General features: G+C 38.5%; 26 protein-coding genes. 11 read left to right on the plus strand and 15 right to left on the minus strand.

Annotated features, from left to right (window positions below):
- Positions 1–2 precede the first annotated feature (2 nt).
- From bioH to HRT55_RS13580, 3 genes are all read left to right on the plus strand, one after another.
- Positions 3–854 (plus strand): pimeloyl-ACP methyl ester esterase BioH, encoded by an 852-nt coding sequence (bioH, locus tag HRT55_RS13570; RefSeq protein WP_291622084.1) that lies wholly within the window; start codon positions 3–5, stop codon positions 852–854.
- A gap of 97 nt (positions 855–951) precedes the next feature.
- On the plus strand, positions 952–1,254 hold the full coding sequence (locus HRT55_RS13575) for a hypothetical protein (RefSeq protein ID WP_291622085.1): 303 nt from the start codon (positions 952–954) through the stop codon (positions 1,252–1,254).
- 49 nt (positions 1,255–1,303) lie between these two features.
- A complete protein-coding gene (locus HRT55_RS13580) occupies positions 1,304–2,323 on the plus strand; it encodes a putative metalloprotease CJM1_0395 family protein (RefSeq protein ID WP_291622086.1) in 1,020 nt (339 codons plus the stop codon).
- Positions 2,324–2,336: 13 nt separating this feature from the next.
- Here the strand turns inward: HRT55_RS13580 and HRT55_RS13585 are convergent, their stop codons facing one another.
- Entirely contained in the window at positions 2,337–2,993 is a 657-nt protein-coding gene (locus tag HRT55_RS13585; RefSeq protein ID WP_291622087.1) for a TetR/AcrR family transcriptional regulator, read from the minus strand.
- A gap of 591 nt (positions 2,994–3,584) precedes the next feature.
- Between HRT55_RS13585 and coaD the strand changes: the two genes are divergently transcribed.
- Complete coding sequence (gene coaD, locus HRT55_RS13590; protein ID WP_291622088.1) at positions 3,585–4,058, plus strand: pantetheine-phosphate adenylyltransferase; 474 nt, start codon at positions 3,585–3,587, stop codon at positions 4,056–4,058.
- Between the two features lie 5 nt (positions 4,059–4,063).
- Here the strand turns inward: coaD and mutM are convergent, their stop codons facing one another.
- The 8 genes from mutM to radC all read right to left on the minus strand — a co-directional run bounded on the left by mutM (position 4,064) and on the right by radC (position 8,605).
- Positions 4,064–4,879, minus strand: coding sequence for a bifunctional DNA-formamidopyrimidine glycosylase/DNA-(apurinic or apyrimidinic site) lyase (gene mutM / locus HRT55_RS13595; protein WP_291622090.1), 816 nt, complete (start codon positions 4,877–4,879; stop codon positions 4,064–4,066).
- A gap of 50 nt (positions 4,880–4,929) precedes the next feature.
- Positions 4,930–5,430: a hypothetical protein gene (locus HRT55_RS13600; RefSeq protein ID WP_291622092.1), complete on the minus strand. Its 501-nt coding sequence runs from the start codon at positions 5,428–5,430 to the stop codon at positions 4,930–4,932.
- A gap of 155 nt (positions 5,431–5,585) precedes the next feature.
- The gene (rpmG, locus tag HRT55_RS13605) at positions 5,586–5,741 is read right to left on the minus strand and encodes a 50S ribosomal protein L33 (RefSeq protein ID WP_011041084.1); all 156 of its coding nucleotides are present in this window, start codon (positions 5,739–5,741) and stop codon (positions 5,586–5,588) included.
- Positions 5,742–5,768: 27 nt separating this feature from the next.
- Positions 5,769–6,005 carry a 50S ribosomal protein L28 gene (gene rpmB, locus HRT55_RS13610; RefSeq protein WP_019029297.1) on the minus strand — a complete coding sequence of 79 codons (237 nt, stop codon included), beginning with the start codon at positions 6,003–6,005 and terminating at the stop codon, positions 5,769–5,771.
- Between the two features lie 270 nt (positions 6,006–6,275).
- Complete coding sequence (locus HRT55_RS13615; RefSeq protein WP_291622094.1) at positions 6,276–6,710, minus strand: hypothetical protein; 435 nt, start codon at positions 6,708–6,710, stop codon at positions 6,276–6,278.
- The gene (locus HRT55_RS13620; RefSeq protein ID WP_291612894.1) at positions 6,697–7,365 is read right to left on the minus strand and encodes an AAA family ATPase; all 669 of its coding nucleotides are present in this window, start codon (positions 7,363–7,365) and stop codon (positions 6,697–6,699) included. Before HRT55_RS13620 ends, HRT55_RS13615 begins: the two co-directional genes overlap by 14 nt.
- Positions 7,366–7,473: 108 nt before the next feature.
- A complete protein-coding gene (locus tag HRT55_RS13625; protein ID WP_291622096.1) occupies positions 7,474–7,785 on the minus strand; it encodes a PilZ domain-containing protein in 312 nt (103 codons plus the stop codon).
- A gap of 97 nt (positions 7,786–7,882) precedes the next feature.
- Positions 7,883–8,605 carry a DNA repair protein RadC gene (gene radC / locus HRT55_RS13630; protein ID WP_291622098.1) on the minus strand — a complete coding sequence of 241 codons (723 nt, stop codon included), beginning with the start codon at positions 8,603–8,605 and terminating at the stop codon, positions 7,883–7,885.
- A 134-nt stretch (positions 8,606–8,739) separates the two neighbouring features.
- On the opposite strand from radC, the gene coaBC reads away from it, so the two are divergent.
- The 3 genes from coaBC (at position 8,740) to HRT55_RS13645 (ending at position 12,185) form a co-directional block, all read left to right on the plus strand.
- Positions 8,740–9,951 (plus strand): bifunctional phosphopantothenoylcysteine decarboxylase/phosphopantothenate--cysteine ligase CoaBC, encoded by a 1,212-nt coding sequence (gene coaBC, locus HRT55_RS13635; RefSeq protein ID WP_291622100.1) that lies wholly within the window; start codon positions 8,740–8,742, stop codon positions 9,949–9,951.
- Between the two features lie 75 nt (positions 9,952–10,026).
- The gene (gene slmA / locus HRT55_RS13640) at positions 10,027–10,623 is read left to right on the plus strand and encodes a nucleoid occlusion factor SlmA (protein WP_291612902.1); all 597 of its coding nucleotides are present in this window, start codon (positions 10,027–10,029) and stop codon (positions 10,621–10,623) included.
- A 98-nt stretch (positions 10,624–10,721) separates the two neighbouring features.
- The gene (locus HRT55_RS13645; RefSeq protein ID WP_291622102.1) at positions 10,722–12,185 is read left to right on the plus strand and encodes an aminoacyl-histidine dipeptidase; all 1,464 of its coding nucleotides are present in this window, start codon (positions 10,722–10,724) and stop codon (positions 12,183–12,185) included.
- A gap of 54 nt (positions 12,186–12,239) precedes the next feature.
- Here the strand turns inward: HRT55_RS13645 and HRT55_RS13650 are convergent, their stop codons facing one another.
- Entirely contained in the window at positions 12,240–13,298 is a 1,059-nt protein-coding gene (locus HRT55_RS13650; RefSeq protein WP_291622104.1) for a diguanylate cyclase, read from the minus strand.
- Positions 13,299–13,498: 200 nt separating this feature from the next.
- Positions 13,499–15,934 (minus strand): EAL domain-containing protein, encoded by a 2,436-nt coding sequence (locus tag HRT55_RS13655; RefSeq protein ID WP_291622106.1) that lies wholly within the window; start codon positions 15,932–15,934, stop codon positions 13,499–13,501.
- 179 nt (positions 15,935–16,113) lie between these two features.
- Between HRT55_RS13655 and HRT55_RS13660 the strand changes: the two genes are divergently transcribed.
- On the plus strand, positions 16,114–17,142 hold the full coding sequence (locus HRT55_RS13660) for an extracellular solute-binding protein (RefSeq protein ID WP_291622108.1): 1,029 nt from the start codon (positions 16,114–16,116) through the stop codon (positions 17,140–17,142).
- A gap of 217 nt (positions 17,143–17,359) precedes the next feature.
- The gene (locus HRT55_RS13665) at positions 17,360–18,010 is read left to right on the plus strand and encodes a response regulator transcription factor (protein WP_291622110.1); all 651 of its coding nucleotides are present in this window, start codon (positions 17,360–17,362) and stop codon (positions 18,008–18,010) included.
- 137 nt (positions 18,011–18,147) lie between these two features.
- Here HRT55_RS13665 and fre read toward each other — a convergent pair whose 3' ends face one another.
- The 4 genes from fre to trxA form a co-directional block, all read right to left on the minus strand.
- Positions 18,148–18,867: an NAD(P)H-flavin reductase gene (gene fre, locus HRT55_RS13670; protein WP_291622111.1), complete on the minus strand. Its 720-nt coding sequence runs from the start codon at positions 18,865–18,867 to the stop codon at positions 18,148–18,150.
- Between the two features lie 120 nt (positions 18,868–18,987).
- Complete coding sequence (gene ubiD / locus HRT55_RS13675) at positions 18,988–20,469, minus strand: 4-hydroxy-3-polyprenylbenzoate decarboxylase (protein WP_291622112.1); 1,482 nt, start codon at positions 20,467–20,469, stop codon at positions 18,988–18,990.
- Between the two features lie 155 nt (positions 20,470–20,624).
- Positions 20,625–21,884, minus strand: coding sequence for a transcription termination factor Rho (gene rho, locus HRT55_RS13680; RefSeq protein ID WP_291622114.1), 1,260 nt, complete (start codon positions 21,882–21,884; stop codon positions 20,625–20,627).
- A gap of 245 nt (positions 21,885–22,129) precedes the next feature.
- Complete coding sequence (gene trxA, locus HRT55_RS13685; protein WP_291615902.1) at positions 22,130–22,456, minus strand: thioredoxin TrxA; 327 nt, start codon at positions 22,454–22,456, stop codon at positions 22,130–22,132.
- A 475-nt stretch (positions 22,457–22,931) separates the two neighbouring features.
- Between trxA and rhlB the strand changes: the two genes are divergently transcribed.
- Both rhlB and HRT55_RS13695 read left to right on the plus strand, forming a co-directional pair.
- Positions 22,932–24,230, plus strand: a complete 1,299-nt coding sequence (gene rhlB / locus HRT55_RS13690; RefSeq protein ID WP_291622117.1) for an ATP-dependent RNA helicase RhlB — start codon at positions 22,932–22,934, stop codon at positions 24,228–24,230.
- A gap of 24 nt (positions 24,231–24,254) precedes the next feature.
- Positions 24,255–25,280, plus strand: a complete 1,026-nt coding sequence (locus HRT55_RS13695) for a phosphatase (RefSeq protein ID WP_291622119.1) — start codon at positions 24,255–24,257, stop codon at positions 25,278–25,280.
- The last annotated feature ends 22 nt before the right edge of the window (positions 25,281–25,302 follow it).

A 25,302-nucleotide genomic window follows, 5' to 3' on the forward strand; every position in this document is an offset into this window, starting at 1 on the left:
GCATGGCAAACAGCTTAAAATTTTCCACCTTCCCTCCTAATAACAGTCTTAATAAAAATGCCATTCCTATTGTGCTCATTCATGGTTGGGGCTTGAACTCTGGTGTTTGGCAGCCGCTATTAAAATTATTCAGTGAAAGTGAAAATAGTAATTTCCAATTAATAACGGTGGATTTACCGGGCTTTGGCATCAATAGTGCTGTTGATATAAAACCCTATACTTTAGCTAATATTTGCCATCAGCTAGAGCTGGTTATTGAACAACCTGCTATCTACCTTGGCTGGTCATTGGGCGGCTTAATTGCAACAGAGATGTCTCTTAAATACCCAGAAAAAGTATTAGCTTTGGTGACGGTTGCCAGCAGCCCGTATTTTGTCGAGCAACAAAAAAATGACTGGCCGGGTATCAAGGAGAATGTGCTTGCTAGTTTTCATAGCCAATTAGCGCAAGATACCGCGAAAACGATAACTGGTTTCTTAAAAATTCAAGCCATGGGCAGCCCACTTATTCGACAAGATTTAAAGCTGATAAGTAAGTTAGTGATGGCACATGCCCTGCCTAGCCAAAAGACATTAACCGACTCCCTGGCATTATTGAGTCACTGTGATCTACGCCAAAAGTTACCTAATATTCAACAACCTTTTTTAAGGTTATACGGACAGAACGATAGCTTGGTACCCAAAACAGTAATTGATAAAATTAATCGTTTAGCTCCCCAGAGTGACTTGCACTTATTTGACCACGCTTCCCATGCGCCATTTATTTCTCATCTTGATAACTTTTATCAGGTGTTAATTACTTGGTTAAATTCACATTTTAACGAAAATAATACCGAACTTACCCCGAAAAAATAGCGATATAAAGCCTTGTCCAGATGAAATTTCAGCTTTACTTTTTCGCCATTTAGATTAATAATTAAGCAATATAGCTATTAGCAGTGGAGGAATACCCATGGAAATACCATCTGCATTTAATTCAGGGTTACAAGGCTTACAAAATGCTAGAGCAACGGCTGATCAAGCTGCTGCAGATATTGTCGCCACAACAACATTTAGCACCGAACAACAAATGAATCCCGCCGAAAATGGCGAGGTAAATACTGAGGTGACTAAGCCAAATAGTAACTTAGAGATACCAGATTTAAACCGAGCGATTGTTAATTTGAAAGTGGCTGAATTTCAAGCCAAAGCGTCCATAGAGGTTATTAAAAGTGCTGATGATGCACTTGGCACCCTACTTGATGTAACCGCCTAACAATATATACCCGTTAGCTTTTTTATTAATTGGTAAATAATTTGTATTTATGAATATCACCCCGCATGCAGCAAACTTATCCTTGGCAACAGTGGTTAACCCACCTACGGAAGGCTTGCGCCGAGATAACCATCAACGACAAATTATCACTCAAGTTACCGCCACCAACCCTGCTGCCGCTGAAAAAGGTGTCGCTTCAGAAAAAGAGCGCGCTAGAACACCTACCCAAGTAAACGAACAAGTCGATTTTGCTAACTTAAGAAAACAAACCGAGCATGCTGCTAGCTCTATTGCTGAGCAAGAGCAAGGCAAGCAACAGCAAGGCGAGCAGAGCTCTCAACATAATTCTGAACACAAGCAAGAAGAACAAAATGCTGACGCTGGAGTTGCTACTTCAGGAGACGATAAGGATAACGAAGCAAGCAAGCAAGCACTTGCTGATGAAAAAATTATTAGTCAGCTACAACAAAGAGATAAAGAAGTAAAAGCGCATGAGTTAGCTCACGCGACCATAGGTGGTTCCGCGACAGGCTCTCCTAGTTATACTTTTAAAATGGGCCCTGATGGAAAAAAATATGCAGTAGGTGGTGAGGTTGCTGTCGACTTAAGCAGTGTCGCTGGTGATCCACAAGCAACCATCATGAAGATGCAAAAGGTGCATGCGGCGGCATTAGCGCCAGCAAACCCGTCAACACAAGACACCAGAGTTGCCGCCAGTGCAGTGCAAAAAATTCTCGAAGCACAATCAGAAATATTATCGATTAACAGTGATGCAGCGACTCAAACCAATAATGCTAGTAGCAATCTTAATATTAAATCTAATCCGAGTAGTAATGATAACCAAGGTGATAACAGTACTGATTTTGATAGCTTAATTAAGCAAACATTATCCGCACAAGAAGCTATTATCTCCAGCTCATCAAATCAAAAGCTAGCCTCTAATCAAAGTACTGATAGTGTACAATCGAATGAGGTACAACAGCGAGCTCAGCGTATCGAAAGCTTTTACTTTACAGTAAGCCAAGGTTATGAAAAACCGGATAACTTTCAATTCGAATTGACCGCTTAGCCCTTAACTAATATTAAACTGTCTCTGCCGCTTCTTGGTACCTTTGCTGATATACATCACGCGCTTGATTAAGTTCACTCATGGCATGTGCTTTAGTATATGGACGTAAAATCACTAATATTTTAAGCACCCCTTGATAAAATACCGAATCATTGACTTCATTAACTATGGTTTGGGTTTGATAAAAACTTACCCAAAAGGTATTAATAAGACGTAAAATACTGACAATATCAGCCAATTCATCATCACCAAAATCAATGATATCTGCAGCTCTTAATGAAAGTAGTAATTGACTTACACGCTCTGAAATAGACTGCTGCACTTCAACATATTTTTCTCGCAGGCTAGGACTTTTATCCAGTAACACAGGTAGGTTGCTATAAAAAAAACGAAATTTCATTGTCGTTTGGAAAACCGCATCCATATACACAACAAGTGAGTCTAGTGGCTTTACTTCCGCAGACACCTTAGGCAAGGTATCCAATAGCAAGCTACGTGCATACTCTTCGTAAATAGATAAAATAATGTCTTCTTTATTACGGAAATGATAATACAGATTACCAGGGCTAATGGCTAAGTGAGCAGCGATATGATTAGTGGTGACATTACGCTCTCCTTGCTCATTAAATAATTCAATACTGGCCTGGATTATTTTATCACGGGTTTTCATGCAACTACTTCTTATTGATTTGATTAAAACTAGCACAATAATACTATCAAAATTCAGTATATATAAAGTGTTTTGAGTAAATACTTTAAGCTTTTTTGTTTTTCTTGATGATTAATTATTCATTTTAGTTGGTTATCCATGGCTTAGCGATAAACTAGCAAACATAAAAACTTGGCACTAAGTCACTTCTATAGCCGTTACAAATCAAAGTGCTGGATTTCAGTGGGAATTAAAATGGCTTTAGGCAAGGAGAATAATTTAAGCATAGTCATTCTATGGTTTGATTATTTAACGCGGTATAAAGTCATTTTAACCCATCGAAGAAGCGTTTGAGCAACATCACTTCATCGTTACTGTGATTTATAAGGGCGCTACATGGATGTAGCCTATTAGAGAATGCAGACGGTACAGGAAGTACCTTATGTGGATAATGCAGGAGCAATTATCCTGAGCATATTCTCCTGAACAACCATTATTTCATCACAGCGCCTCTAATTAAAATTGCTCAAGCACTCTGAAACATGCATCTTGAATGGTCACGGGTATAGCATTACAATACCCCTTAACAACCGTTAAATAAAACAGTAGATAATGACGATAAAAGCAATATACCCAGGTACTTTTGATCCCGTTACCAATGGCCATAGCGACTTAATTGTTCGCGCTAGTAAATTATTTAGTGAAGTCATTATTGGTGTTGCTTCAAGCCCCAGTAAACAACCACGCTTTGATTTAACACAGCGTGTTGCCATGATTGAGCAAGTAACTCAACATTTAGAGAATGTGACTGTCGTTGGCTTTAGCGGCTTATTAGTTGATTTTGCTAAGCAACACCAAGCCAAAGTACTTATTCGTGGTTTACGCGCAGTGTCAGACTTTGAATACGAATTTCAGCTTGCAAATATGAATCGTCGCTTATCCCCGGATCTTGAAAGTGTATTTCTGACACCGGCAGAAGAAAATTCATTTATTTCATCAACCTTGGTAAAAGAAGTTGCCCTTCACCATGGCGATGTAAGTCAGTTTGTCCATCCGGTAGTAAAAAAAGCATTAGAGCAAAGCTAGGGACTCTAATCCTGTTGGCAAATAGGGCAATAGACAGAGCTACGATTAGACTGTCTAATTTCCTCTAACTTAGTCTGGCAAGTCAAACAGGCTTGCCCTGCACGACCGTATACCATCAGTGATTGAGCAAAATAACCTGGGCGGCCATCTGCTTGGGTAAAGTCCTTAAGAGTGGTGCCCCCTTGGGCAATCGCAGCACTCAGTACTTGTTTAATAATATTGGTTAAATTATTGAGTCTTGCCTCATCAATATCACCCGCTTTCGTTGTCGGTAAAATCCCCGCTTGAAATAATGCTTCATTAGCATAAATATTACCTACCCCTACGACAATATGATTGTTCATTAAAAAGGTCTTGATAGGTACTTTTCTATTTTTAGCTTTGCTAAACAAATAACCTGGGTAAAAGTCATCACTAAGGGGCTCTGGTCCTAATTTACTAAGTAAGCCTAATTCATCTTCATCATTCGCTAGCCATAAAACCGCACCAAAGCGTCGAGGATCATTAAGGCGCAATACCTTGCCGTGTTGAAAAGCGAGATCAAAATGATCATGTTTAGCTACAGGCGTATCATGCTCAATAACTCTTACCGTGCCTGACATACCTAAATGCAGTAATAACGTACCGGTTTTAAAGCGCAATAAAAGGTATTTAGCGCGGCGATCCACAGCAAGTACAGGTAAGCCTACTACGGAGCGTACTTCTTCAGGGATAGGCCATCGTAAGCGGCTATCACGAATAGTCACCTTAATGACCTGCTGAGCGATTATATGAGGGCTTATACCTAAGCGGCATACTTCAACTTCGGGTAATTCTGGCATAATTTATTCTTATTTAAGCAATGGAAACTGTTGTCTCTTAAAAAAGATGACTACAAAATAATAGGTAATAGCTGCTGAGCTAATGCTGGAGGCAAGGCTAACCAGGTATTGCCTTGTTGCTGATAAACTAATAACTGGTCATTAAGTGGATATAACATAAAAATTCGTGCTTGCGATTCTCCCGCTAAAGCAATTTTCACTGTAATACTTTGCTCACTATCAATGATAATTTCAGCGGCCTGTACTAAGCCACTACTTTCTTGCCAAGCAAACATCATCTGCTCAATCTGTTGATCAGTTTTTTCCAACAAGACACCTTTAGCGGTTAACTGCCAACTGCGGCCTCTACGTTCAAATAACACTTGTTGGCTTAATGAAAAATCGATTGCTAGCGTTAAAATAATACTATGTTGAGGGAGAATTAATTGCTCGGCATTATTTGCCTTTCCTTCCTTTGGGAAGAGTTTGTCATTAGTAGCATTGATCAATAAAATTATTATCATTACTGAAAATATAATGACGTTATTCCACCCGGTCCGAGATAGTTTCATACAAATATTCCACGTTAGCGATGCCATTATCATACTGAACTTTTTATAGAATAGCGCGCATAACAGCCCACATGCATTTACAAATGCAGCTTATGCTTTATTCCAGACATAAAAAAACCCGGTATAAACCGGGCTTTTAGTAGAAACAAAATTAATTACTTAATTTTAGCTTCTTTATAGATTACGTGCTTGCGAATGGTTGGATCAAATTTTTTGATTTCCATTTTCTCAGGCATAGTCTTTTTATTCTTATCAGTAGTATAAAAATGACCAGTACCAGCACTAGAAACTAAACGAATTTTATCGCGCATAGTATTTTCCTTAGAATAATAAAGTTATTAAACTTTTTCGCCACGGGCACGGATGTCTGCTAAAACAACATCAATACCTTTTTTATCGATAATACGCATTCCTTTCGGAGTTAAACGTAATTTAACGAAACGATTTTCACTCTCAACCCAAAAACGGTGAGATTGAAGGTTAGGTAAAAAACGACGACGAGTCGCGTTTCTTGCGTGAGAACGGTTGTTTCCAACCATTGGCACTTTGCCTGTTACTTGGCAAACTTTAGACATGTGAGTACTCCAATATTAATTTCAGCTCGAGCTATATTTTCCCCAAGACCGTCGTCTCGGGATCCTGAAAAAGGTGGCATATTATAGAGAAACTGATTAACTAATACTAGCTTTAATAGAAAAATACTAAAAAAATAGTAGTTCTCAATAAGTTTCATATAGTTAAATAGGATATATAAAGAAAAAACTCAGCTAAACAGTGAGTTTTCGACTAAATAGTGTCTCTTTCAAGGGTGAAAAGTCAACAAAATTTAGTTAAAACATGTGAAATTAACCGATTCTTGACTGCAATAACTTCTTTAATTGCTCATTTTGTTCTTTATTACACAATTCATCGATTAAAATACGCAAAATATGAGATTTAGCTAAGTCTGATCCTGCAGATAAATCATGAAGCTGCTCAATCGCCTCTTCACTTAAAGTAAAAGTTGCCCGGCGAAATGGCTTTTCAGCCTTATTTCTAACACCAACTTTAACCTCTTGCGCCTGCCGATGTTCCATTTCTGTCATTTCAACATAGCGCTTTGCTTCACTAAACGCTTGCTTAAGGTTTAACTTATGAGCAGTGCCTTCGTTAGTCAATTCACTAACAATTTTAGGGGCGCCTTTTGCATAATCTTCAGCATCGGAGATAAACTCATCGATGGTGAAGTTTTTCTTTTTCGCCTTGCCATCCTTGCTTTTCTTTAAATCAGTTAAACTCATGTGAATTGTCCGGTTCCATTGCCAATAACTCTTCGGCAATAGCCATCATCTCTAGGGCCGCTTTACCTGTGGGATCTATTTCAATAACAGAAGAGCCCTGCTCTTCACTATCATCATAAACGTTACGATTATAGGTTACCGCATCTAAAACATTAATGCCGTATGAGCTACACACTTCTTTTGCTTCAAGTATTCTTCCCGCTTGGTTTGGTAATGATGGACACTGAGTAATAACAAATGAGGCTATCATTTTCGGATTTACCATTTTACAAGTACTGAGCATATCTTCCATATGAGCTACTGTTTTCAAATCTCGCCTTTTAGGCCTCAAAGGAATAATGACGTGATCTGCAACAGACATTGCCGCCCTCAAGGCAAGGTTATCTTGGCCACCACAATCGACGATAACGTAGTCATAATGCTGTACTAAGCTCAGTAAATCATTACGAATTTTGCCATACAGTTGAATACAATTAATTGCCGGTAATGACGGATCGCCATTTCTAGCTTGTATCCAATCTGAAGTTGTTCTTTGCGGATCACAATCAACCATTAACACTATTGCTTTCTTATTTCCGGCGAAATATACCGCTAAGTTTTGCGCTAAGCAGCTTTTGCCACTGCCTCCTTTTTCGCCACCCACTAATATCATCATGCTTAGTACCGTCCTTTACCACAATATAATTAACATCTTACCGTGCTAATTGTAGTTCAATTTCACGATATTGCTTTTACCTCAACAAGCCAACTTACTCTTTAATTACTAAGCATTTTTATCTAAGACTAAAGCAATTTCAAACCAGCCATTTTCTTGTTTAATACTGCGCAACACTTTGCCATAAAGCTTTTGGTGACGGGCATTTGCTGATTTAAATACCACGGTTACGGCGGTATTAACGGGTAAGCTTTCATCACAATCTAATTTCAAGCCACCACGGGCAAAGTCTAAACAAATAATTTTTTTATTATGTTCTTGACCTTTTTCATCGTTCCAAACGATATCCACCAACTCTTTTTCCATATCTAAACGAAACGATGTACGTCGTTCCATTTCCTCGCTATTACTATCAGTCATCGGATGATCCTTCTTTCTTATTGTTTAAGCTAGTCACTAATTAAAAGTAATTGCCTTTCAAGTTTTTAGCAAATTATCCACTATATCTCCCTTTTAATTAGGGAATTTCATCATGTTCTGCAAACGAATAACATTGATTGCCCGCAACAATGATATGGTCCAATACCCGCACATCAATTAGCTGCAACGCTTGTATTAATTTATTGGTTATTTGTTTATCGGCAAGGCTTGCTTCGGCGACACCTGAAGGATGGTTGTGCGTTAAAATTACCGCAGCCGCATGATGTTTTAATGCTTGTTCGACGATAACTCTAGGGTAAACAGCGGCCGCATCCAGTGTGCCAAAGAATAGCCGTTCAAAGGTTAATACTTGATGCTGATTATCTAAAAATAATACCGCGAATATTTCACGACTTTCAAAACGTAATTCACTTATTAAGTAATTGCGAGTTGCTTGTGAAGAGGTTAAGGCACAGTCGCTCTGTTTCATTTTCTCGGCTAAATAACGTTTAGACATTTCTAAACAAGCTTGCAGTTGTACATACTTAGCCGTACCAAGTCCGTGTCTTGAACAAAAATCCTCCTGACTAGCAGAAAAAATAGCACCCAGACTACCAAAGCTCGTCAGCAACTGCCGTGCAAGATCGACCACATGGCAGCCTTTGACCCCGGTTCTTAAAAATATCGCCAACAACTCCGCATCACTTAAACTTGCTGAGCCCAAATGAACCAGCTTCTCTCGCGGCCTTTCTAATTCGGGCCAATCTTTTAACACACTTGACTTTAGCGGCAATTTTTTAAGCGCTGTTCCTTTTAACATAAGTGCGTCCTTGCTTTACATTTTGGTGTTTTGAATCGATGGATTACTGTCTTTATTTAGCAACAGTTATTTCTAAATAATGCCAATAAATGTTATCTTATCGGCATTATTGGTTACTTTAAGATTAGCAGCTTATGCAAATTCTTCAGGACAAAAAAATACTACTGGGGATTACTGGTGGCATCGCCGCCTACAAAACCCCCGAATTGGTACGCCGACTTAAAGATCAGGGCGCAGATGTACGTGTGGTTATGACCGACGGCGCTAAGGCTTTTATTACCCCGTTAACACTGCAAGTTGTCTCGGGCAATCATGTTTCAGATAGCTTACTCGATAGTCAGGCTGAACTTGCCATGGGTCATATTGAATTGGCTAAATGGGCTGATTTGATTGTAATTGCTCCTGCCACCGCTGATATTATTGCTCGTATCACTGCCGGCATGGCCAATGATTTATTATCCACTTTATGTTTAGCGACCAGTGCGCCAATTGCCATTGCCCCAGCTATGAATCAACAAATGTGGCATGCCAAAGCAACTCAAGCAAATATCAGTACATTAAAGCAATGGGGCCTGCATATTTGGGGTCCTGGTGCGGGCGAACAGGCTTGTGGCGATGTTGGCTTAGGTCGAATGCTAGAGGTTGATGAATTGGTGAGCTTGAGTAGTGGTTTTTTTGCCGACAAATACCTACAAAATCAACACTGGGTTATTACTGCCGGGCCAACACGTGAAGCGATAGACCCTGTGCGATATATTTCTAACCATAGTTCAGGAAAAATGGGCTATGCCATTGCTCATGCCGCATTACGTGCTGGCGCTAAAGTGACTTTGATTTCTGGTCCGGTAAATATCTCAGCTCCCATAGGCTGTCAATTAATTCAAGTCACTAGTGCCGAAGAAATGCATCAGCAAGCGCTAACTTACGCGCCACAAGGGACTACTTTTGTTGCTTGTGCTGCCGTTGCTGATTATCGAGTTGCTGATATTGCCAAAGAAAAAATTAAGAAAGACAATGAACATATGCAACTTTCTCTCGTCAAAAACCACGATATTGTTGCTGATGTGGCACAGTTAGCCAATAAGCCTTTTATCGTTGGTTTTGCTGCTGAAACACAAAACCTCGAGCACTATGCCCGTGGTAAGTTAATGCGTAAGAATTTAGACTTAATTGCTGCCAATGATGTGTCGAAAGCAGGGCAAGGTTTTAACAGTGATGATAATGCCTTAACCCTTTTTAGCTCTGTTGATAAGATAGAAATTCCTTTGGCCAATAAACAGGTAATTGCCAAACAGCTAGTGTCATTAATCAATCAACATTATCTAGCGAAAAGTACTAAGCAATAAAACTCAATAACTTTAAGAGCTAACTCGCTCTGTAAGCTTAACGGATAGCACAATAACAATAGAGAATGTTTAACTATGGTCGCCACACAAAGTAAAAACCAAAAGCCAAACCGTAAACACCAAATATTAGAATCTTTAGCATTAATGTTAGAAAATTGTCCGGGACAGCGTATCACTACGGCAAAGTTAGCTGCAGAAGTGGGTTTTTCAGAAGCCGCTTTATACCGTCACTTCCCGTCAAAAGCACGTATGTTTGAAGGCTTAATTGACTTTATTGAAGAGTCTATCTTTTCTCGCATCAATTTAATTTTAGCGGACCATAAAGAAGCCTTAGTAAGATGCCATCATATCCTGCATGTGTTATTAGTTTTTTCTGAACGCAATCCTGGCATGTGTCGAATTTTAGCGGGTGACGCCTTAATGGGTGAAAATGAACGCTTACGTGGCAGAGTTCATCAATTTTTTGAAAAATTAGAATCACAATTTAAACAAGTTTTGCGTGAACGTAAACTACGTGAAGGCAAAACATTTACCATTAGTGAAGCCGCTTTAGCTAGCTTACTTGTTGCTTTCGCTGAAGGTAAAATGAGCCAATTTGTTCGCTCAGGTTATAGTAAGAAACCCAGTAGTGACTTTAGTGAACAATGGCAATTTTTAATGGCCGATAAATAATAGCAATAACACTGTCATCATCTAAGCTGTAAGCAAAATAGCATTGGCTATACCTGTTATTTACAGCAAAATAATATTAATATTTCCCGAGGAAACCTATGAGTGCTCTCTCACAATTAAAACCTGCCCGTTTATGGCAATTATTTGAAAAAATTTGCAGTATTCCACATCCATCTAAACATGAGCAAAAAATCTCTTTGTGGATCCAAGACTGGGCCAAAGAACTTGGTTTAGCTATTAAGGAAGATGCTGTCGGCAACTTAATTCTTAAAAAGCCAGCAACCGCAGGCATGGAAGATCGCAAAGGCATTATCTTACAAGCACATATGGATATGGTGCCACAAAAAAACAATGACACTGACCATGACTTTTTAACCGACCCTATTAAGCCCTATATTATCGAATCCGGTGATTGGGTAACGGCTGAAGGGACAACACTAGGTGCTGACAACGGTGTTGGTTTAGCTTCAGCATTAGCGGTTTTAGCCAGTGATGATATTCCTCATGGCCCATTAGAAGTACTGGTAACCATTGATGAAGAAGCAGGTATGACAGGCGCTTTTGGCCTAGAAGCAGGTTGGCTTGACGGTGATATTTTAATTAACACCGATTCTGAGCAAGAAGGTGAGGTGTACATGGGTTGTGCTGGTGGTATTGATGGCAATGCAACTTTCCCACTAACTTTTGAGGATGTGCCAAGCGATTATAAAGCTTTTAACTTATCTATCTCTGGTTTGAAAGGTGGTCATTCAGGTGTTGATATTCATACTGGCCGTGCCAATGCTAATAAATTATTAGTGCGCTTTTTATTAGAGGCAAGCAATGAGTTCGATATAGGTTTAACTGAGCTAAATGGTGGTAGTTTACGCAATGCTATTCCTCGTGAAGCCAATGCCAGTTTTGTTATTGCTAAAGATAAAGTTGAGCCATTAAAAATTGCTTTATCAGACTACTTAGCAACCATTAGAGCAAACCTTGGTGCTATCGAAACTGATATCGACATGTTATTAATTTCTCCCGAAGACTTTGACCAGTGTTGGACAAAAGCAACACAAGCCGCCATTTTACGCGCGCTCAATGCTTGCCCAAATGGTGTAATGCGTATGAGTGATGATATTGACGGTATTGTGGAAACCTCATTAAACTTTGGTGTTATGCATACTCGCGGTAACAAATTTAATGCTATGGTCCTTATTCGTAGCTTACATGACGATGGCCGTTTAGAAACTCAACGGACAGTACAATCTGTTTTTGAGCTTGCTGGTGCTAGCATTATCTTCTCAGGCGCATACCCTGGTTGGAAGCCTAATACCGATTCTGCCATCATGCAGACCGTACGTGATACCTATCAAAGCATATTTAATAAAGTCCCTGCGGTAATGGTCATTCATGCTGGTTTAGAGTGTGGTTTATTTAAAAGCGCTTATCCGCATTGGGATATGGTGTCTATTGGACCAACAATTAACTTCCCTCACTCACCCGATGAAAAAATTGAAATTGCTAGCGTTGCGCTATATTGGCAATTATTAGTCGCTGTATTGGCTAATATTCCAAAAAAATAACGACTGTATAACCCTGATAAATGGCTAGCCTATGGCTATCTGTTTATCAGTTTATCAGTTTGATATTACCACCTTATTTCTCCCAGAATTTTTTGCTTGATATAACAATTTATCCGCTAATTCATAGGCAGTTTCTACCGCTATATTTTGTTTCGAATTAATCAATAATAGCCCGGCAGATATGGTTATTTTCTTTTCAATATCACAGTATTGATCCAAGTTTTCTACGGCTACCCGAATATCTTCGATTAACTTGACTGCGGCCTGGTCACTTTTCGCTTGATACAGCAGTGCAAATTCTTCGCCACCTAAACGGAAAACAGCGTCGTTACCCCGCTTCATTTGTATTTTTAATAAATTTGCTAGTGCAACAAGGGCCACATCACCGGCAGGATGGCCAAAAGTATCGTTATAGCCTTTAAAATGATCTATATCGATAATCACCAGTGCTAATAAATCATGGCCTCTGTTAGCACTGCTCATTTTCTGTGGCAGTACTTCATCAAAATGGCGACGGTTAAAAAGGCCTGTTAAAGCATCTGTTTTGCTTAACTGCTCTAACTGGCTTTTGGCGGTAATTAATTTTTCAAATGTTCTCGAAATAAGCATTTCCGCCAAATAGGCAAAAAAGAGGGTAAAACAAGCAACCATAGTAAAGCGTATAAACTCCATAGTAGTCAATGCCCTAGGAGTAAATGAGAATAATAATATAAGTAATATCGTCAAATAAAACAGAGATATTCGTAAACCTATTCGGTGTCCATAGAGGGACATAATGAGGAAGATATAGAGAAAAGACCAAATGGGGGTATATTCTTTACCCTGATTAAAATAAACCACCAACAAAATACCTAATGCCATAAAGTGCAAGACAATATGTGAAGCGTATTTTCGTTGCTGGCCAGGTAAAAGCATTATTAATGACATAATGATGAATAAGCTAAGATTCACATAAAAAGTAGCCTGGTTGCTATAAATAAAGTTACCAAGCAGCAAAACGGAGAGGATAGTAAAAGATAATAACAAGATAAATTTACTGGTAACTTTTTTCCTATATAAGTTATTTTCAATATCTTTATCTAATTGTAGGTAAGCTTTAAACCATGTTTTCATTACAGAAAATCCAATTTTTCAACATCAACCTAGCTGAGCTTATCATAGAAGAAGCTCACCTGTTAAACTTAGCGCTTGGTTTCATAGCTGCTAAGTTAGAATAAACCATTGCTGATTGCACAAGCTCAACTGTACATTAGTTCACATTCAATAGCCGTAGCTGAATCTTCGTCAGAGTTTTATTTTTCAACTGAATAAGTTTAAATCTTTGCTAGTAACGCCAGAGGTATGTAGTCTTGCTCCTTCTTAACTACAACCCATTTCTCTTGCCAAGCTTGCTTACTTAAGTAGTCATCTAAATCGTGCGGAGGTATTGGCTTGGAAAAGTAATAACCTTGCATTAAATGACAAGCCGAGTCATTGAGCCAATCGAAGGTGAGTAGGTCTTCCACCCCCTCGGCTACTACCTGCATATTTAATGCTTTAGCCATGTCTATCATTGCTTTAATTAGCTTCTTCGAGTCTTGATGCGCCTCTGTACTAGCTAAATCAAATACAAAGCTACGGTCTATTTTTAAGACATCGATTGGAAAGTCTCGTAGTAATGATAAAGATGAAAAACCAGTACCAAAATCATCTAAAAATATTTTAACGCCCAGTTTCTGTAAACTAGTTAAGTTCTTTTTAACAATAGTTTTATTATCAATAAGCGCCGATTCGGTCAGCTCTACCGCCAATAACTTACCCGGAACATTATATTGCAATAACGCCTTAGCGATTTGCTCGACAACTTCACCTTGCGCTAATTGTATTGGTGAGACATTAATACTAATGTAAGGGCAGCTTTCTTCACCGTACCTTTTGAGCCAAATTGCTAGCTGACAGCATGCTGATTCAATAAGCCACTTACCTAATATATGAATAAGACCTGTTTCTTCAGCAACTTCGATAAATTCATCGGGGAAGATCATACCCTTTGCAGGGTGCAGCCAACGACTTAGCGCTTCAAAGCCTTTTAAATTTAGATTATCGTGTATAGGCTGTAAGTATATGCTTAGCTCTTTATTAGCAATGGCATCTGCTAGTTCATCTTCAATATCTTGTTTTAACACTAGACTTTGGTGCATATTTTCTTGATAAAAAACCACCCTCCCTCGCCCTAATCGCTTGGCTTCATACATAGCTATATCAGCATTTCGAATCACATCGTTGGCACTAGTATCTACCGTATTACTTAGATAGATGCCTATACTGGCACCAATGCGATATTTGTTATCATCAATAAGATATATTTGTTCTAAACGCCTCAATATTCGTTCAGCAACCAAAGTCACGGTCACTTGGCAGAAACTATTATGCAGGAGTACTGCAAATTCATCGCCACCAAAGCGAAATAATAAATCATCAAAACGGGCTGTCTGCTGTAACCTTTGCGCCACTTGCTGCAATAACTTATCGCCAACTAGATGTCCTTTGGTATCGTTTACCTTTTTAAAGTGGTCTAAATCGATAAACAATAAGCTAAAGCCTTCATCACTATGACGATTTGTCTGCTTGGTTAACTTTTCTAGTTCATTAGTTAGCGCCTGCTTGTTAAGCAATTGTGTTAAATTATCATGGCTAGCTTGATACTGGAGTGATGCTGTTTTTTCTTTTACTAGAGAGTTAGCCCAGCGCACGCGGTTGATATACATCCATAAATATATGCTTAATCCTAGAGTCAAAGTCAGTATGATCATAGCGGCGCCGTAAGCATATAATCGACTACGAGAGTCATAACCTAGTTTAGTGAGCTCTATAGTCCATAGCTGGTTAGCAAATGGAATAGTCGCCTGCAACTTTGATCGTTTCTCCGGCGAATAACAACCTGAAACACAATGTTCTCGCCATTGAGAATCATATATTTTTTCACTTTTATCCTGACTATTAAAAATTGAAATTTGATAGTTTTTTGAGTTAGTAAGATCTCCCCAAAGGGTATCAACTAATTGGTTAGTCATAACAATGCCAACGAGGTAACCGCGTAAGTTATCGCTAGATGCCGTGTTATTTTTAAAGATAGGTAATAACAGTCTAAAACCTAATTCATTTTGTTCATTGTTGAACTTAGCGGAGCTTATACTGCCACTGTGCAGTGCTTTATTCATACTAGTGGCGATAGTGCAGTTAGTATCTAGCTGCAAACCCAATTCATGACCAATAAACTCTGCTGGCTGAGCAAATAAAACGGGAAACGTGGCATTGGCAGCTAACTTAGGGCAGTTTGTTAGCAAATTACTCATTGCACGAATCTGATAATCAAAAATGCCACTGGCACGAACTTGCTTTTCAAAATTAGCCACTTGGCTTTTCTCAACCGCTGGCGCCCATTGCACGCCACGCATACCTGTATTTTTAAGAAAATCTCGTGTAATTAGTTGCGCAAAATCTTGCTGATGCAACTCTGGCTTAATCTTAAATAAACTTTGTGTTGCCAAGAATACTTTATTAATAGTCGAAATGGCTTGGGTTAGACTGGTTACTTTATCTTTAAAGCTTGCCTGAAACTGTTGATGGCTATGTTGCTCTTCATAATAGTTAACCGTCAGAAAAGCTGTATAGGCTAGTATCATCCCGAGCAACCATAATAAAACTATGCCAGAATATCGCTGCCAAAAAAAATGACTTTTTTTAACACCCGTAATCAAGAAATTCACAAAATTACCTTACGCTATTTAACGCTTATAAACATTAGCCGAGCATAGTGCCATTTGACCAAATAATGCTCCGCACACCAAGTGCAGCGTTTGTTAAATCAATGCTGTACATGATAACTGAACCATGCTTAAATGCAAACGATTCTCATTAACACGTTTGTGCAACTTCAGGACTTTCTGTGAAAAAAATTGTTTTGTTATCTTTATTATCAGCAATATTATTAAATTTTTCCTTCATCGCTGAGAGCAACGAAAATCAACGTATGGTTAATGTTTATTCTTTTCGCCAAGTGAAATTAATTGAGCCGTTAATTAAAGAATTTACTGAAAAAACAGGTATTAAAGTGAATGTTGTTAGCGGTAAAGCAGATAAGTTAATGCAGCGACTGATTCAAGATGGTGATGATAGTTTTGCTGATGTATTACTAACCGTAGGTGCAGCTAGACTTGATAAAGCTAAACGATTAAACCTTATCAAACCAATCAACTCGGCAATATTACTCGCTAATGTGCCTGAAAACTTACGCGATCCGGAAAATTATTGGTTTGCTTTGTCATTACGGGTTAGAGCTATTTTTTATGCTAAAGATAAAATTAACCCACTGCTGCTAGCAAGCTATGAATCATTATTGAATAAGCGTTGGCTGGGTAAAATATGTAGTAGAGCTGGTAACCATTTTTATAATCGCGCTATGGTAGCTAGCTTTATTTATCACTACGGTGATGACTGGACTAAAAATTGGGTACAACATTTTAGTGATAATTTAGCCATGCGACCTAATGGTAACGACAGAGATCAAATGAGAAAAGTCGCTAGGGGCGATTGTGATATCGCAATAGCTAACAGCTATTACTATGGCATGTTATCAAATAGCATTAAACAGAGTGACCGTGAAACGTATCAAAAGATTGGCATTATTTTACCACAAAGTAAAGATATTGGTAGCCATGTAAATATTAGTGGCGCAGCCCTTACCCACTCAGCTAAAAACGTTGATAATGCCATTAAATTCATTGAGTTTCTCACCACTAAAAAAGCACAGAAAATATATGCACATAGTAATTTTGAATTCCCCGTTCATGCTGATATTCCCGCAGGTGAATTTATTGCTTCATGGGGTGAGCTTAATGCCGATACCCAACCTATTCTGCATTTGCCTCTATACCATAAGCAAGCAGCGGAGATAATTTCCCAAAGTAATTGGTAATCGATACTCAGGAAAAGGCATAATTAGCCTAGCCTTTACTCAAGATAAAGTGATTAAGATATTGTTCATTGCACTAACTACAACAACAACGACCAATAAAAATACAAATGATTATTATAGCCTTGTTTTAAATAACTATAATGGCTATTGATAACTAAGCTTTGTTATTAAAAAATTTTCCGTTAGAATGGGTGAATCACTATTTAGGATACTTGTTATGATTCAGCCAGAAAAAATAATAATAGCTGACGACCATCCCTTATTTAGACAAGCTTTATTGGGGACATTAAAAGCCAAGCTAACTTATACCACATGGCTTGAAGCAGAAACAATTGAAGAACTTGAACAACAACTCACCAACAATAATGATAGTGATTTGTTATTACTGGATTTAAATATTCCTGGCGCTCATGGCTTTAATACCCTAATTCATGTGCGTAATCACTTTCCACAAATTCCTGTAGTTATCGTCTCCGCTCATGAAGATCATGACACCATCAGTAAAGCAATGGAGTATGGTGCCGCTGGCTTTGTACCAAAATCTACCCCAGTTAATGATATTTATTCTGCTATTGTTGCCGTATTGTCAGGTAATATCTGGCTACCCGCTTCTTTCGAACAAGCACCAAGTAGCAATAGTAAAAGTAATATTGCTGAGCGCGTCGCCAGTTTAACGCAGCAACAATATCGTATCTTAATGATGTTTGCCCAGGGCATGCTAAATAAGCAAATTGCTTACGATTTAAATGTATCGGAAGCGACCATTAAAGCCCATGCTACCGCCATTTTCAGAAAACTTGATGTGCGCAACCGCACGCAAGCTGTTATTGTTATTGCCCAGTTAAACTTATCTGAGGCAAGCTTTTAACAAGCTTTACTGCCGTAAGTTATATCAACTTTCTGACTGAAACAAAAAAGCACGTCAATGATCACTCATTAACGTGCTTTTTCAATTTTATAGCTTAGCGTTATATCACTTAGACTTTACCTTTTAAACATCACTTTTTAAATAAAAGCAAAAGCATCGGCATACATATGTTCTAACAAAGCACCGTGTTCAACAAAGTCACTTCGAATAGCACCAACCATGTCAAAACGTCCGGCCAAGTAAATATCGTAAGGTTCAAAACTGACAATATCATGCATAGCGGCTTGATGAACTAAGCCGGTTTTACCTTGCCAAGGATTTTCTGAGTTTTCCTGCACATTCTCAATGACTGGGATAAAATTAGCGTGCGGCAATTTAGCAATAGTGGCAATGGTTTTTTCTAGTTCATAAATGGCACTTTCTTGACGTAAGCCCCAATAAACCATGATATGACGCTGTGACTTTTGCTCGGCTAAATACTCAAACATTGATTTAATGTAAGAGAAACCAGTACCACCGGCAAGTAATAATAATGGTCGTTCACTATCAACACGTAATTGCGCATGACCTGCAGGTATTTCAATGGTTACCGGCTCGCCACTAACGTGACTAGCTTTAATACGCTCAATCACTTGCATTGGGTAGCTATCGGCAACAAAAGCGCCTATTTGTAATTCAAGTAAATCACTATTAGGTGAACTGGCAATTGAAAATGGACGTTTATCTTCATCACTCATGACAAAATTCAAATACTGACCGGCAATAAAATCAACTTTTTCATTGGCCTTTAAAAGTACTTTATATACGTGTGATGTTAACGATGTTAACGACTCTATTTGACAACTAACTGTCTTCATTCTTAAACCTTTTTGCTACTTTATTGGTAATTACTCATCGGCAAAGTGGTTATTTTGCCAATAGCTAATAAGATAGAATTGCGACTCTACTAAGTATAGTCAGCAAACTTTATAAAATATTTAAATAATATCTAATTCATCCCAAAGTTCATCAACTTGGTCTTTGATTTCCTGGGTCATCTCAATTGGCTCACCCCATTCACGATCTGTTTCACCAGGCCATTTATTAGTGGCATCTAGGCCCATTTTAGAACCTAACCCTGAAACAGGTGAGGCAAAATCAAGGTAATCAATTGGCGTGTTTTCTATCAATACAGTATCACGACTCGGATCCATTCTTGTGGTCATAGCCCAGATAACATCTTCCCAGTTTCTAGCATTGATATCGTCATCACAAACTATGACAAACTTGGTGTACATAAATTGCCGTAAGAATGACCAAACGCCCATCATTACTACTTTAGCGTGACCGGCATATTGCTTTTTAATAGTGACAATAGCAAGGCGATAAGAGCAACCTTCTGGCGGTAAATAAAAGTCTTGAATTTCAGGAAATTGCTTTTGCAAAATAGGCACAAAGACTTCATTAAGCGCAACACCTAAGATGGCAGGTTCATCAGGTGGCCTGCCCGTATAGGTACTATGATAGATAGCATCTTTGCGCATAGTGATATGTGTTACTGTCATCACTGGAAAACTATCTACTTCATTGTAATAACCAGTATGATCGCCATAAGGCCCTTCTGGCGCCATTTCATCGGGGTCTAAATAGCCCTCCAAAATTATTTCAGCGCTAGCGGGAACTTCTAAATCATTACTTATAGATTTAGCCACTTGTGTTTTAGCACCACGTAATAGACCGGCAAAAGCATATTCAGATAACGTATCTGGTACTGGCGTTACTGCGCCTAAAATAGTGGCGGGATCGGCACCTAAGGCAACAGAAACAGGGTATTTCTCGCCTGGATTTTCTTTTTTGAATTCTTGAAAATCAAGCGCACCACCACGATGTGATAACCATCGCATGATGACTTTATTTTTACTCAGTACTTGCTGGCGATATATACCTAGATTTTGGCGCTCTTTGTGAGGTCCTCTAGTGACCGTAAGCCCCCAAGTAATTAGGGGTGCGACATCCCCAGGCCAACAAGTTTGTACCGGTAGTTTAGTTAAATCAACGTCATCACCAGATAAAACTATTTGCTGACACAATGGCTTCTTGATGACCTTTACTGGCATATTTAATACTTGTTTATACACAGGTATTTTACTTAGAGCATCACGGAAACCTTTTGGTGGCTCAGGCTCTTTTAACATAGCCAGCAACTTGCCCACATCACGTAAAGCAGCAACATTTTTTTGGCCCATGGCTAGAGCAACCCTGTCAGGGGTACCAAAAAGGTTGGTAAGTACCGGCATACTGTGCGGCTTACCATTTTCATCGACTGCATTTTCAAAAAGTAATGCCGGCCCTTTCGCTCTAAGCGTTCTATCGCTAATCTCTGTCATTGCTAAATGGGTAGATATTGGCTGAGTAATACGCTTAAGCTGGCCTATTTTTTCAAGTTGACTGATAAAGTCTCTTAAATCACTGTATTTCATCTAAGTTACCAGTAAGAGGTAAGGTACTATACCCATTATCAATCAAGATGCAGGTTTCAGAGTGCTTGAGCACTTTGATTGATAACGGGTATGAGATAAAAAAACCAGTCATTAGACTGGTTTTCATCAATTGGGTTATTCAACTAATAGAGCGATTATTTACGCTTCATTGAATCAAAAAACTCATTGTTTGTTTTGGTCATAGCAAGTTTATCGATTAAGAATTCAATGGAACCAACTTCGTCCATTTCATGAACAACCTTACGCAGAACCCACATTTTTTGTAATTCAGCAGGCTTAGTAATAAGCTCTTCACGACGAGTACCACTGCGATTAATGTTAATTGCTGGGAATACACGTTTTTCAGAAATTTTCCGTGACAGGTGTAATTCCATATTACCTGTACCTTTAAATTCTTCGTAGATAACTTCGTCCATTTTAGAGCCCGTTTCAACTAGCGCTGTCGCGATAATTGTTAAGCTACCACCTTCTTCGATGTTACGTGCTGCACCAAAGAAACGTTTTGGACGATGTAAAGCATTAGCATCAACACCACCAGATAGAATTTTACCCGACGAAGGAATAACTGTGTTGTAAGCACGGGCTAAACGGGTAATCGAATCAAGTAAAATGACCACGTCTTTTTTATGTTCAACTAAACGTTTTGCTTTCTCAATGACCATTTCTGCCACTTGTACGTGACGACTTGCTGGTTCATCAAAGGTAGAAGCAATAACTTCACCTTTCACCAAGCGCTGCATTTCAGTTACTTCTTCTGGACGCTCATCAATTAATAATACCATTAGCTCGGCATCAGGATAATTATGGGCAATGCTTTGTGCAATATTTTGTAATAATAAGGTTTTACCGGCTTTTGGCGGCGCAACAATTAAACCACGTTGGCCTTTACCAATGGGTGACGCTAAATCAATAACACGAGCGGTAATATCTTCTGTTGAACCATTACCACGTTCCATGATGAAGCGATCGGTTGGATGAATCGGGGTTAAGTTTTCAAATAATATCTTATTACGGGTATTTTCTGGGCGATCAAAGTTAACTTCAGTCACCTTTAATAGAGCGAAGTAACGCTCGCCTTTTTTCGGTGAACGAATTTTACCTTGGATGGTATCACCCGTGCGCATACTAAAGCGGCGAATTTGGCTTGGTGATACATAAATGTCATCTGGCCCAGCTAAATATGAAGAGTCTGCTGAGCGTAAAAAGCCAAAACCATCTTGTAAAATCTCTAAAACACCGCCACCGAAAATATCATTATCACCTTCAGCATGTGCTTTTAAAATAGCAAAAATTATGTCTTGCTTGCGTGTTCTAGCTAGGTTCTCAAGCTTCATTTCCGCAGCAAGGCTAACCAATTCATTAATGGATTTTTCTTTTAGTTCGGTAAGGTTCATAGGGGGTTTCTTAAACTATTTTAAGTGATAGTGCCTTCGGCGATTGCCGACACAAGTGTATGTTAAATGTATTTGTTACAATAAGAATAGAGATAAAGCGATGTTATTTTGTACTCAGGGGCTAAATTTAGCACTAAAATTTGATTAGGTAAAGGCTGAATAAAAGCTAAGTAAATATTTTATCAGAAAAAACAAAAAGCCTGGTAACTTAGGTATAAGTTATCAGGCTTTATAAATATTATCATTTATAAGTTTTTATCTAAAAACTCTTTTAATTGAGTTTTCGATAGCGCGCCCACTTTAGTGTCAGCAATTTCACCATCTTTAAAAAGTAATAAGGTTGGAATACCACGTACACCATATTTAGGTGGTGTCGTTGAGTTTTGATCTATGTTTAATTTACCAACAGTCACTTTGCCTTCGTATTCATCGGCAATATCATCAAGTACTGGGGCAATCATTTTACAAGGACCACACCATTCAGCCCAAAAATCAACTAATACTAAACCCGATGCTTTTAATACATCTGCTTCAAAACTATCATCAGTTAGCTGAACAATTTTATCGCTCATCATATTCTCCGTTGTTATGGCGAAAACGCCTTTGTGGTAATTACTCTGGGGTAATTATACCGTGATTCACTGCTTTTCCAATACTGTTTTCTGTAACATTGTTATTAATTAAGCCGTAATAGCGATTCTAAGAAGTTAGTTTCCAGCTCAGAGCTATATTATGGAAGTTAGAATAAATAAAGTTTTCATAGGTCTAATTATTCTAAATTAAACAAACTTGGGTCGTTCTTACTTGTCTGACAAGCTGCCCGCTTGCAAGTTTAAAGACTTATAAGCAGCGTTATTGCTTTCGATTAGGACGCTACAGCAAGTACCTTATTAGCTAATGCAGGAGTAATTTCCTGCATTACCATGACCTTCAAGCTAATGCTTTTAATTCTCGCTGCATTAGAAATAACTCAATAGAGTTAGTATAAAATCTAATTAATTAATTTTTAAGCAGCTATTTAGTAAACAAAAATGTTAAGCTTGCGCCATGAAAAAAACACACTTAACTGAAACAAAATTCACTGACCTAAATCTTGCCCCGCAAGTAGTCACTGGACTAGAAGCTATGGGCTTCGAATATTGTACGTCTATTCAGGCGATGGCTTTACCCGTTCTGCTAAAAGGCACTGATATAGCTGGCCAAGCACAAACAGGTGAAGGTAAAACCCTTGCCTTTTTAGCAGCTACTTTTCATCACCTTCTGCAAAAAGAAGCGCCTACACATAACCAACCTCGCGCCTTAATAATGGCGCCAACACGTGAATTAGCTATACAAATTCACCGTGATGCTAAAGAGATGGCAAAAAGCACTGGCTTACGCCTTGGTGTTGTATATGGGGGCGAAGGTTATGAAAGTCAACGCTTAGAATTAGAAGCTGGTGTTGATATTCTTATTGGCACTTGTGGTCGTTTGATCGATTACATGAAGCAAGGTATTTATAACCTTACTAACATTGAAGTCATCGTGCTTGATGAAGCCGATAGAATGTTTGATTTAGGCTTTATTAAAGATATTCGTTATATGTTTAATAAAATGCCTCCAGCTACTGAACGTTTAAGCATGCTATTTTCGGCAACTTTATCATTCCGTGTAAAAGAATTAGCCTTCGATCATATGAATGATCCTACCAGTGTTGAAGTTGCGCCAGAGCAAAAAACCAACATTCGTATTAGTGAAGAGCTTTTCTATCCATCTAACGAAGACAAGATGTCTTTGTTACAAACATTGATTGAAGAAGATTGGCCTGAAAAAGCGATTGTTTTTGCCAATACCAAACATGTTTGTGAAAAAGTTTATGATCACCTGAATGCCGATAAAATACGTGTTGGTTTATTAACCGGTGATGTACCACAGAAAAAGCGCTTAAAAATATTAGAGCAATTTACTGAAGGTACCATAGACATTCTGGTTGCAACCGATGTTGCTGCTCGTGGTTTACATATCCCTAGCGTAACTCATGTTTTTAACTATGACTTACCTGATGATTGTCAAGATTATGTCCATCGCATTGGTCGTACCGGTCGTGCTGGTGCAAGCGGTCATGCGATTAGTTTAGCTTGTGAGCAATATGTTTTTAATTTACCTGAAATTGAAACTTATATTGAGCATGAACTACCAGTAACTAAGTATGATCATGATGCATTATTGACTGATTTACCTAAACCTAAACCTCGTCAACGTCGTCATAGATCTAATACTTCAAGAACAGGTGGCAACCGCCAGGGTGGTCGTTCTAATACTCGACCAACCAATCGTGGTGGTAATAGCAATCGCGGCAACCGCTAAACTATTGCCTGGATTTAAAGCACATTGAGTGATTTAGAGAGCCAAAATCAAGCCACGTCAAAGGCAATACCACAGTATGATGATAACCATTACGCTGTGGTTGATTTAGGCTCTAATAGTTTCCACCTACTTATTACCTGCTTGATTACTGAGTCAAATGCAAAACTAAGTGGTCAATCAAGTAGTAAATCACTAAAAATCGTTAATAAAGTTAAGCAAAAAGTTCGCTTAGCCGCAGGGTTAGATGACAACAACCTGCTTTCTGATGAAGCCATTTCACGTGGCCTTGATTGTCTGAAAAACTTCTCTCTGTATCTGCAAAGTATTCCAGTAAATAATATCCTTATTGTTGCCACTGCAGCATTACGCATGGCCAAAAATAATCAGCTATTTTTTGATGCTGCCAAACTAATTTTACCAAAACAAATAAAGTTATTGACCGGTGAGCAAGAAGCTAAAACTATTTATGCTGGGGTTGCCCATACCTCTATCAGCAATAAACACCAATCACATGCCAAAAAATTGGTACTCGATATTGGTGGTGCTAGTACTGAAATTATCGTTGGTTCAGGCTGTGCAACAAAAAAATTGGTCAGCTTAGATATTGGTTGTGTTAGCTATATTGGTAAATACTTTGTTGATGGCATACTTAATCAGAAAAATTTTGACCTCTGTATCACCGCTGCATCGAATGTTATTAACACAGTTAACGAAGAGTTTGTTCAACTTGGTTGGCAATCTGCTGTTGGCAGTTCAGGTACCATGCAAGCCATGATAGAGATACTTAAACAACGTCAACAAACACCTACTATCACCTTAGTATTTCTTAATGAAATCCAACAAACTCTGATAAGTTGCCAGACCATAAACAATATCGAAATACCAGGACTAAGAGCTGATCGCAAAGCAATATTAGCCAGCGGTTTAAGTATATTGATAGCTTTGTTTAAATGTCTGCGTATAAAAGAATTATGTCTTTCAAGTGGCGCTCTTCGTGAAGGTTTACTCTTTGAATTAGTTCCTGACGCAAAAATTATCCATACTATCTAGTATTACTTATCTTCCCTATCTT

Source organism: Colwellia sp., assembly GCF_013214175.1.
GTDB lineage: Bacteria > Pseudomonadota > Gammaproteobacteria > Enterobacterales > Alteromonadaceae > Colwellia.

Bases quoted from the DNA above. Each gene is read 5' to 3' on its own strand.
- bioH (WP_291622084.1), top strand. From the start codon at position 3: ATGGCAAACAGCTTAAAATTTTCCACCTTCCCTCCTAATAACAGTCTT.
- HRT55_RS13575 (WP_291622085.1), top strand. From the start codon at position 952: ATGGAAATACCATCTGCATTTAATTCAGGGTTACAAGGCTTACAAAAT.
- HRT55_RS13580 (WP_291622086.1), top strand. From the start codon at position 1,304: ATGAATATCACCCCGCATGCAGCAAACTTATCCTTGGCAACAGTGGTT.
- HRT55_RS13585 (WP_291622087.1), bottom strand. From the start codon at position 2,993: ATGAAAACCCGTGATAAAATAATCCAGGCCAGTATTGAATTATTTAAT.
- coaD (WP_291622088.1), top strand. From the start codon at position 3,585: ATGACGATAAAAGCAATATACCCAGGTACTTTTGATCCCGTTACCAAT.
- mutM (WP_291622090.1), bottom strand. From the start codon at position 4,879: ATGCCAGAATTACCCGAAGTTGAAGTATGCCGCTTAGGTATAAGCCCT.
- HRT55_RS13600 (WP_291622092.1), bottom strand. From the start codon at position 5,430: ATGAAACTATCTCGGACCGGGTGGAATAACGTCATTATATTTTCAGTA.
- rpmG (WP_011041084.1), bottom strand. From the start codon at position 5,741: ATGCGCGATAAAATTCGTTTAGTTTCTAGTGCTGGTACTGGTCATTTT.
- rpmB (WP_019029297.1), bottom strand. From the start codon at position 6,005: ATGTCTAAAGTTTGCCAAGTAACAGGCAAAGTGCCAATGGTTGGAAAC.
- HRT55_RS13615 (WP_291622094.1), bottom strand. From the start codon at position 6,710: ATGAGTTTAACTGATTTAAAGAAAAGCAAGGATGGCAAGGCGAAAAAG.
- HRT55_RS13620 (WP_291612894.1), bottom strand. From the start codon at position 7,365: ATGATGATATTAGTGGGTGGCGAAAAAGGAGGCAGTGGCAAAAGCTGC.
- HRT55_RS13625 (WP_291622096.1), bottom strand. From the start codon at position 7,785: ATGACTGATAGTAATAGCGAGGAAATGGAACGACGTACATCGTTTCGT.
- radC (WP_291622098.1), bottom strand. From the start codon at position 8,605: ATGTTAAAAGGAACAGCGCTTAAAAAATTGCCGCTAAAGTCAAGTGTG.
- coaBC (WP_291622100.1), top strand. From the start codon at position 8,740: ATGCAAATTCTTCAGGACAAAAAAATACTACTGGGGATTACTGGTGGC.
- slmA (WP_291612902.1), top strand. From the start codon at position 10,027: ATGGTCGCCACACAAAGTAAAAACCAAAAGCCAAACCGTAAACACCAA.
- HRT55_RS13645 (WP_291622102.1), top strand. From the start codon at position 10,722: ATGAGTGCTCTCTCACAATTAAAACCTGCCCGTTTATGGCAATTATTT.
- HRT55_RS13650 (WP_291622104.1), bottom strand. From the start codon at position 13,298: ATGAAAACATGGTTTAAAGCTTACCTACAATTAGATAAAGATATTGAA.
- HRT55_RS13665 (WP_291622110.1), top strand. From the start codon at position 17,360: ATGATTCAGCCAGAAAAAATAATAATAGCTGACGACCATCCCTTATTT.
- fre (WP_291622111.1), bottom strand. From the start codon at position 18,867: ATGAAGACAGTTAGTTGTCAAATAGAGTCGTTAACATCGTTAACATCA.
- ubiD (WP_291622112.1), bottom strand. From the start codon at position 20,469: ATGAAATACAGTGATTTAAGAGACTTTATCAGTCAACTTGAAAAAATA.
- rho (WP_291622114.1), bottom strand. From the start codon at position 21,884: ATGAACCTTACCGAACTAAAAGAAAAATCCATTAATGAATTGGTTAGC.
- trxA (WP_291615902.1), bottom strand. From the start codon at position 22,456: ATGAGCGATAAAATTGTTCAGCTAACTGATGATAGTTTTGAAGCAGAT.
- rhlB (WP_291622117.1), top strand. From the start codon at position 22,932: ATGAAAAAAACACACTTAACTGAAACAAAATTCACTGACCTAAATCTT.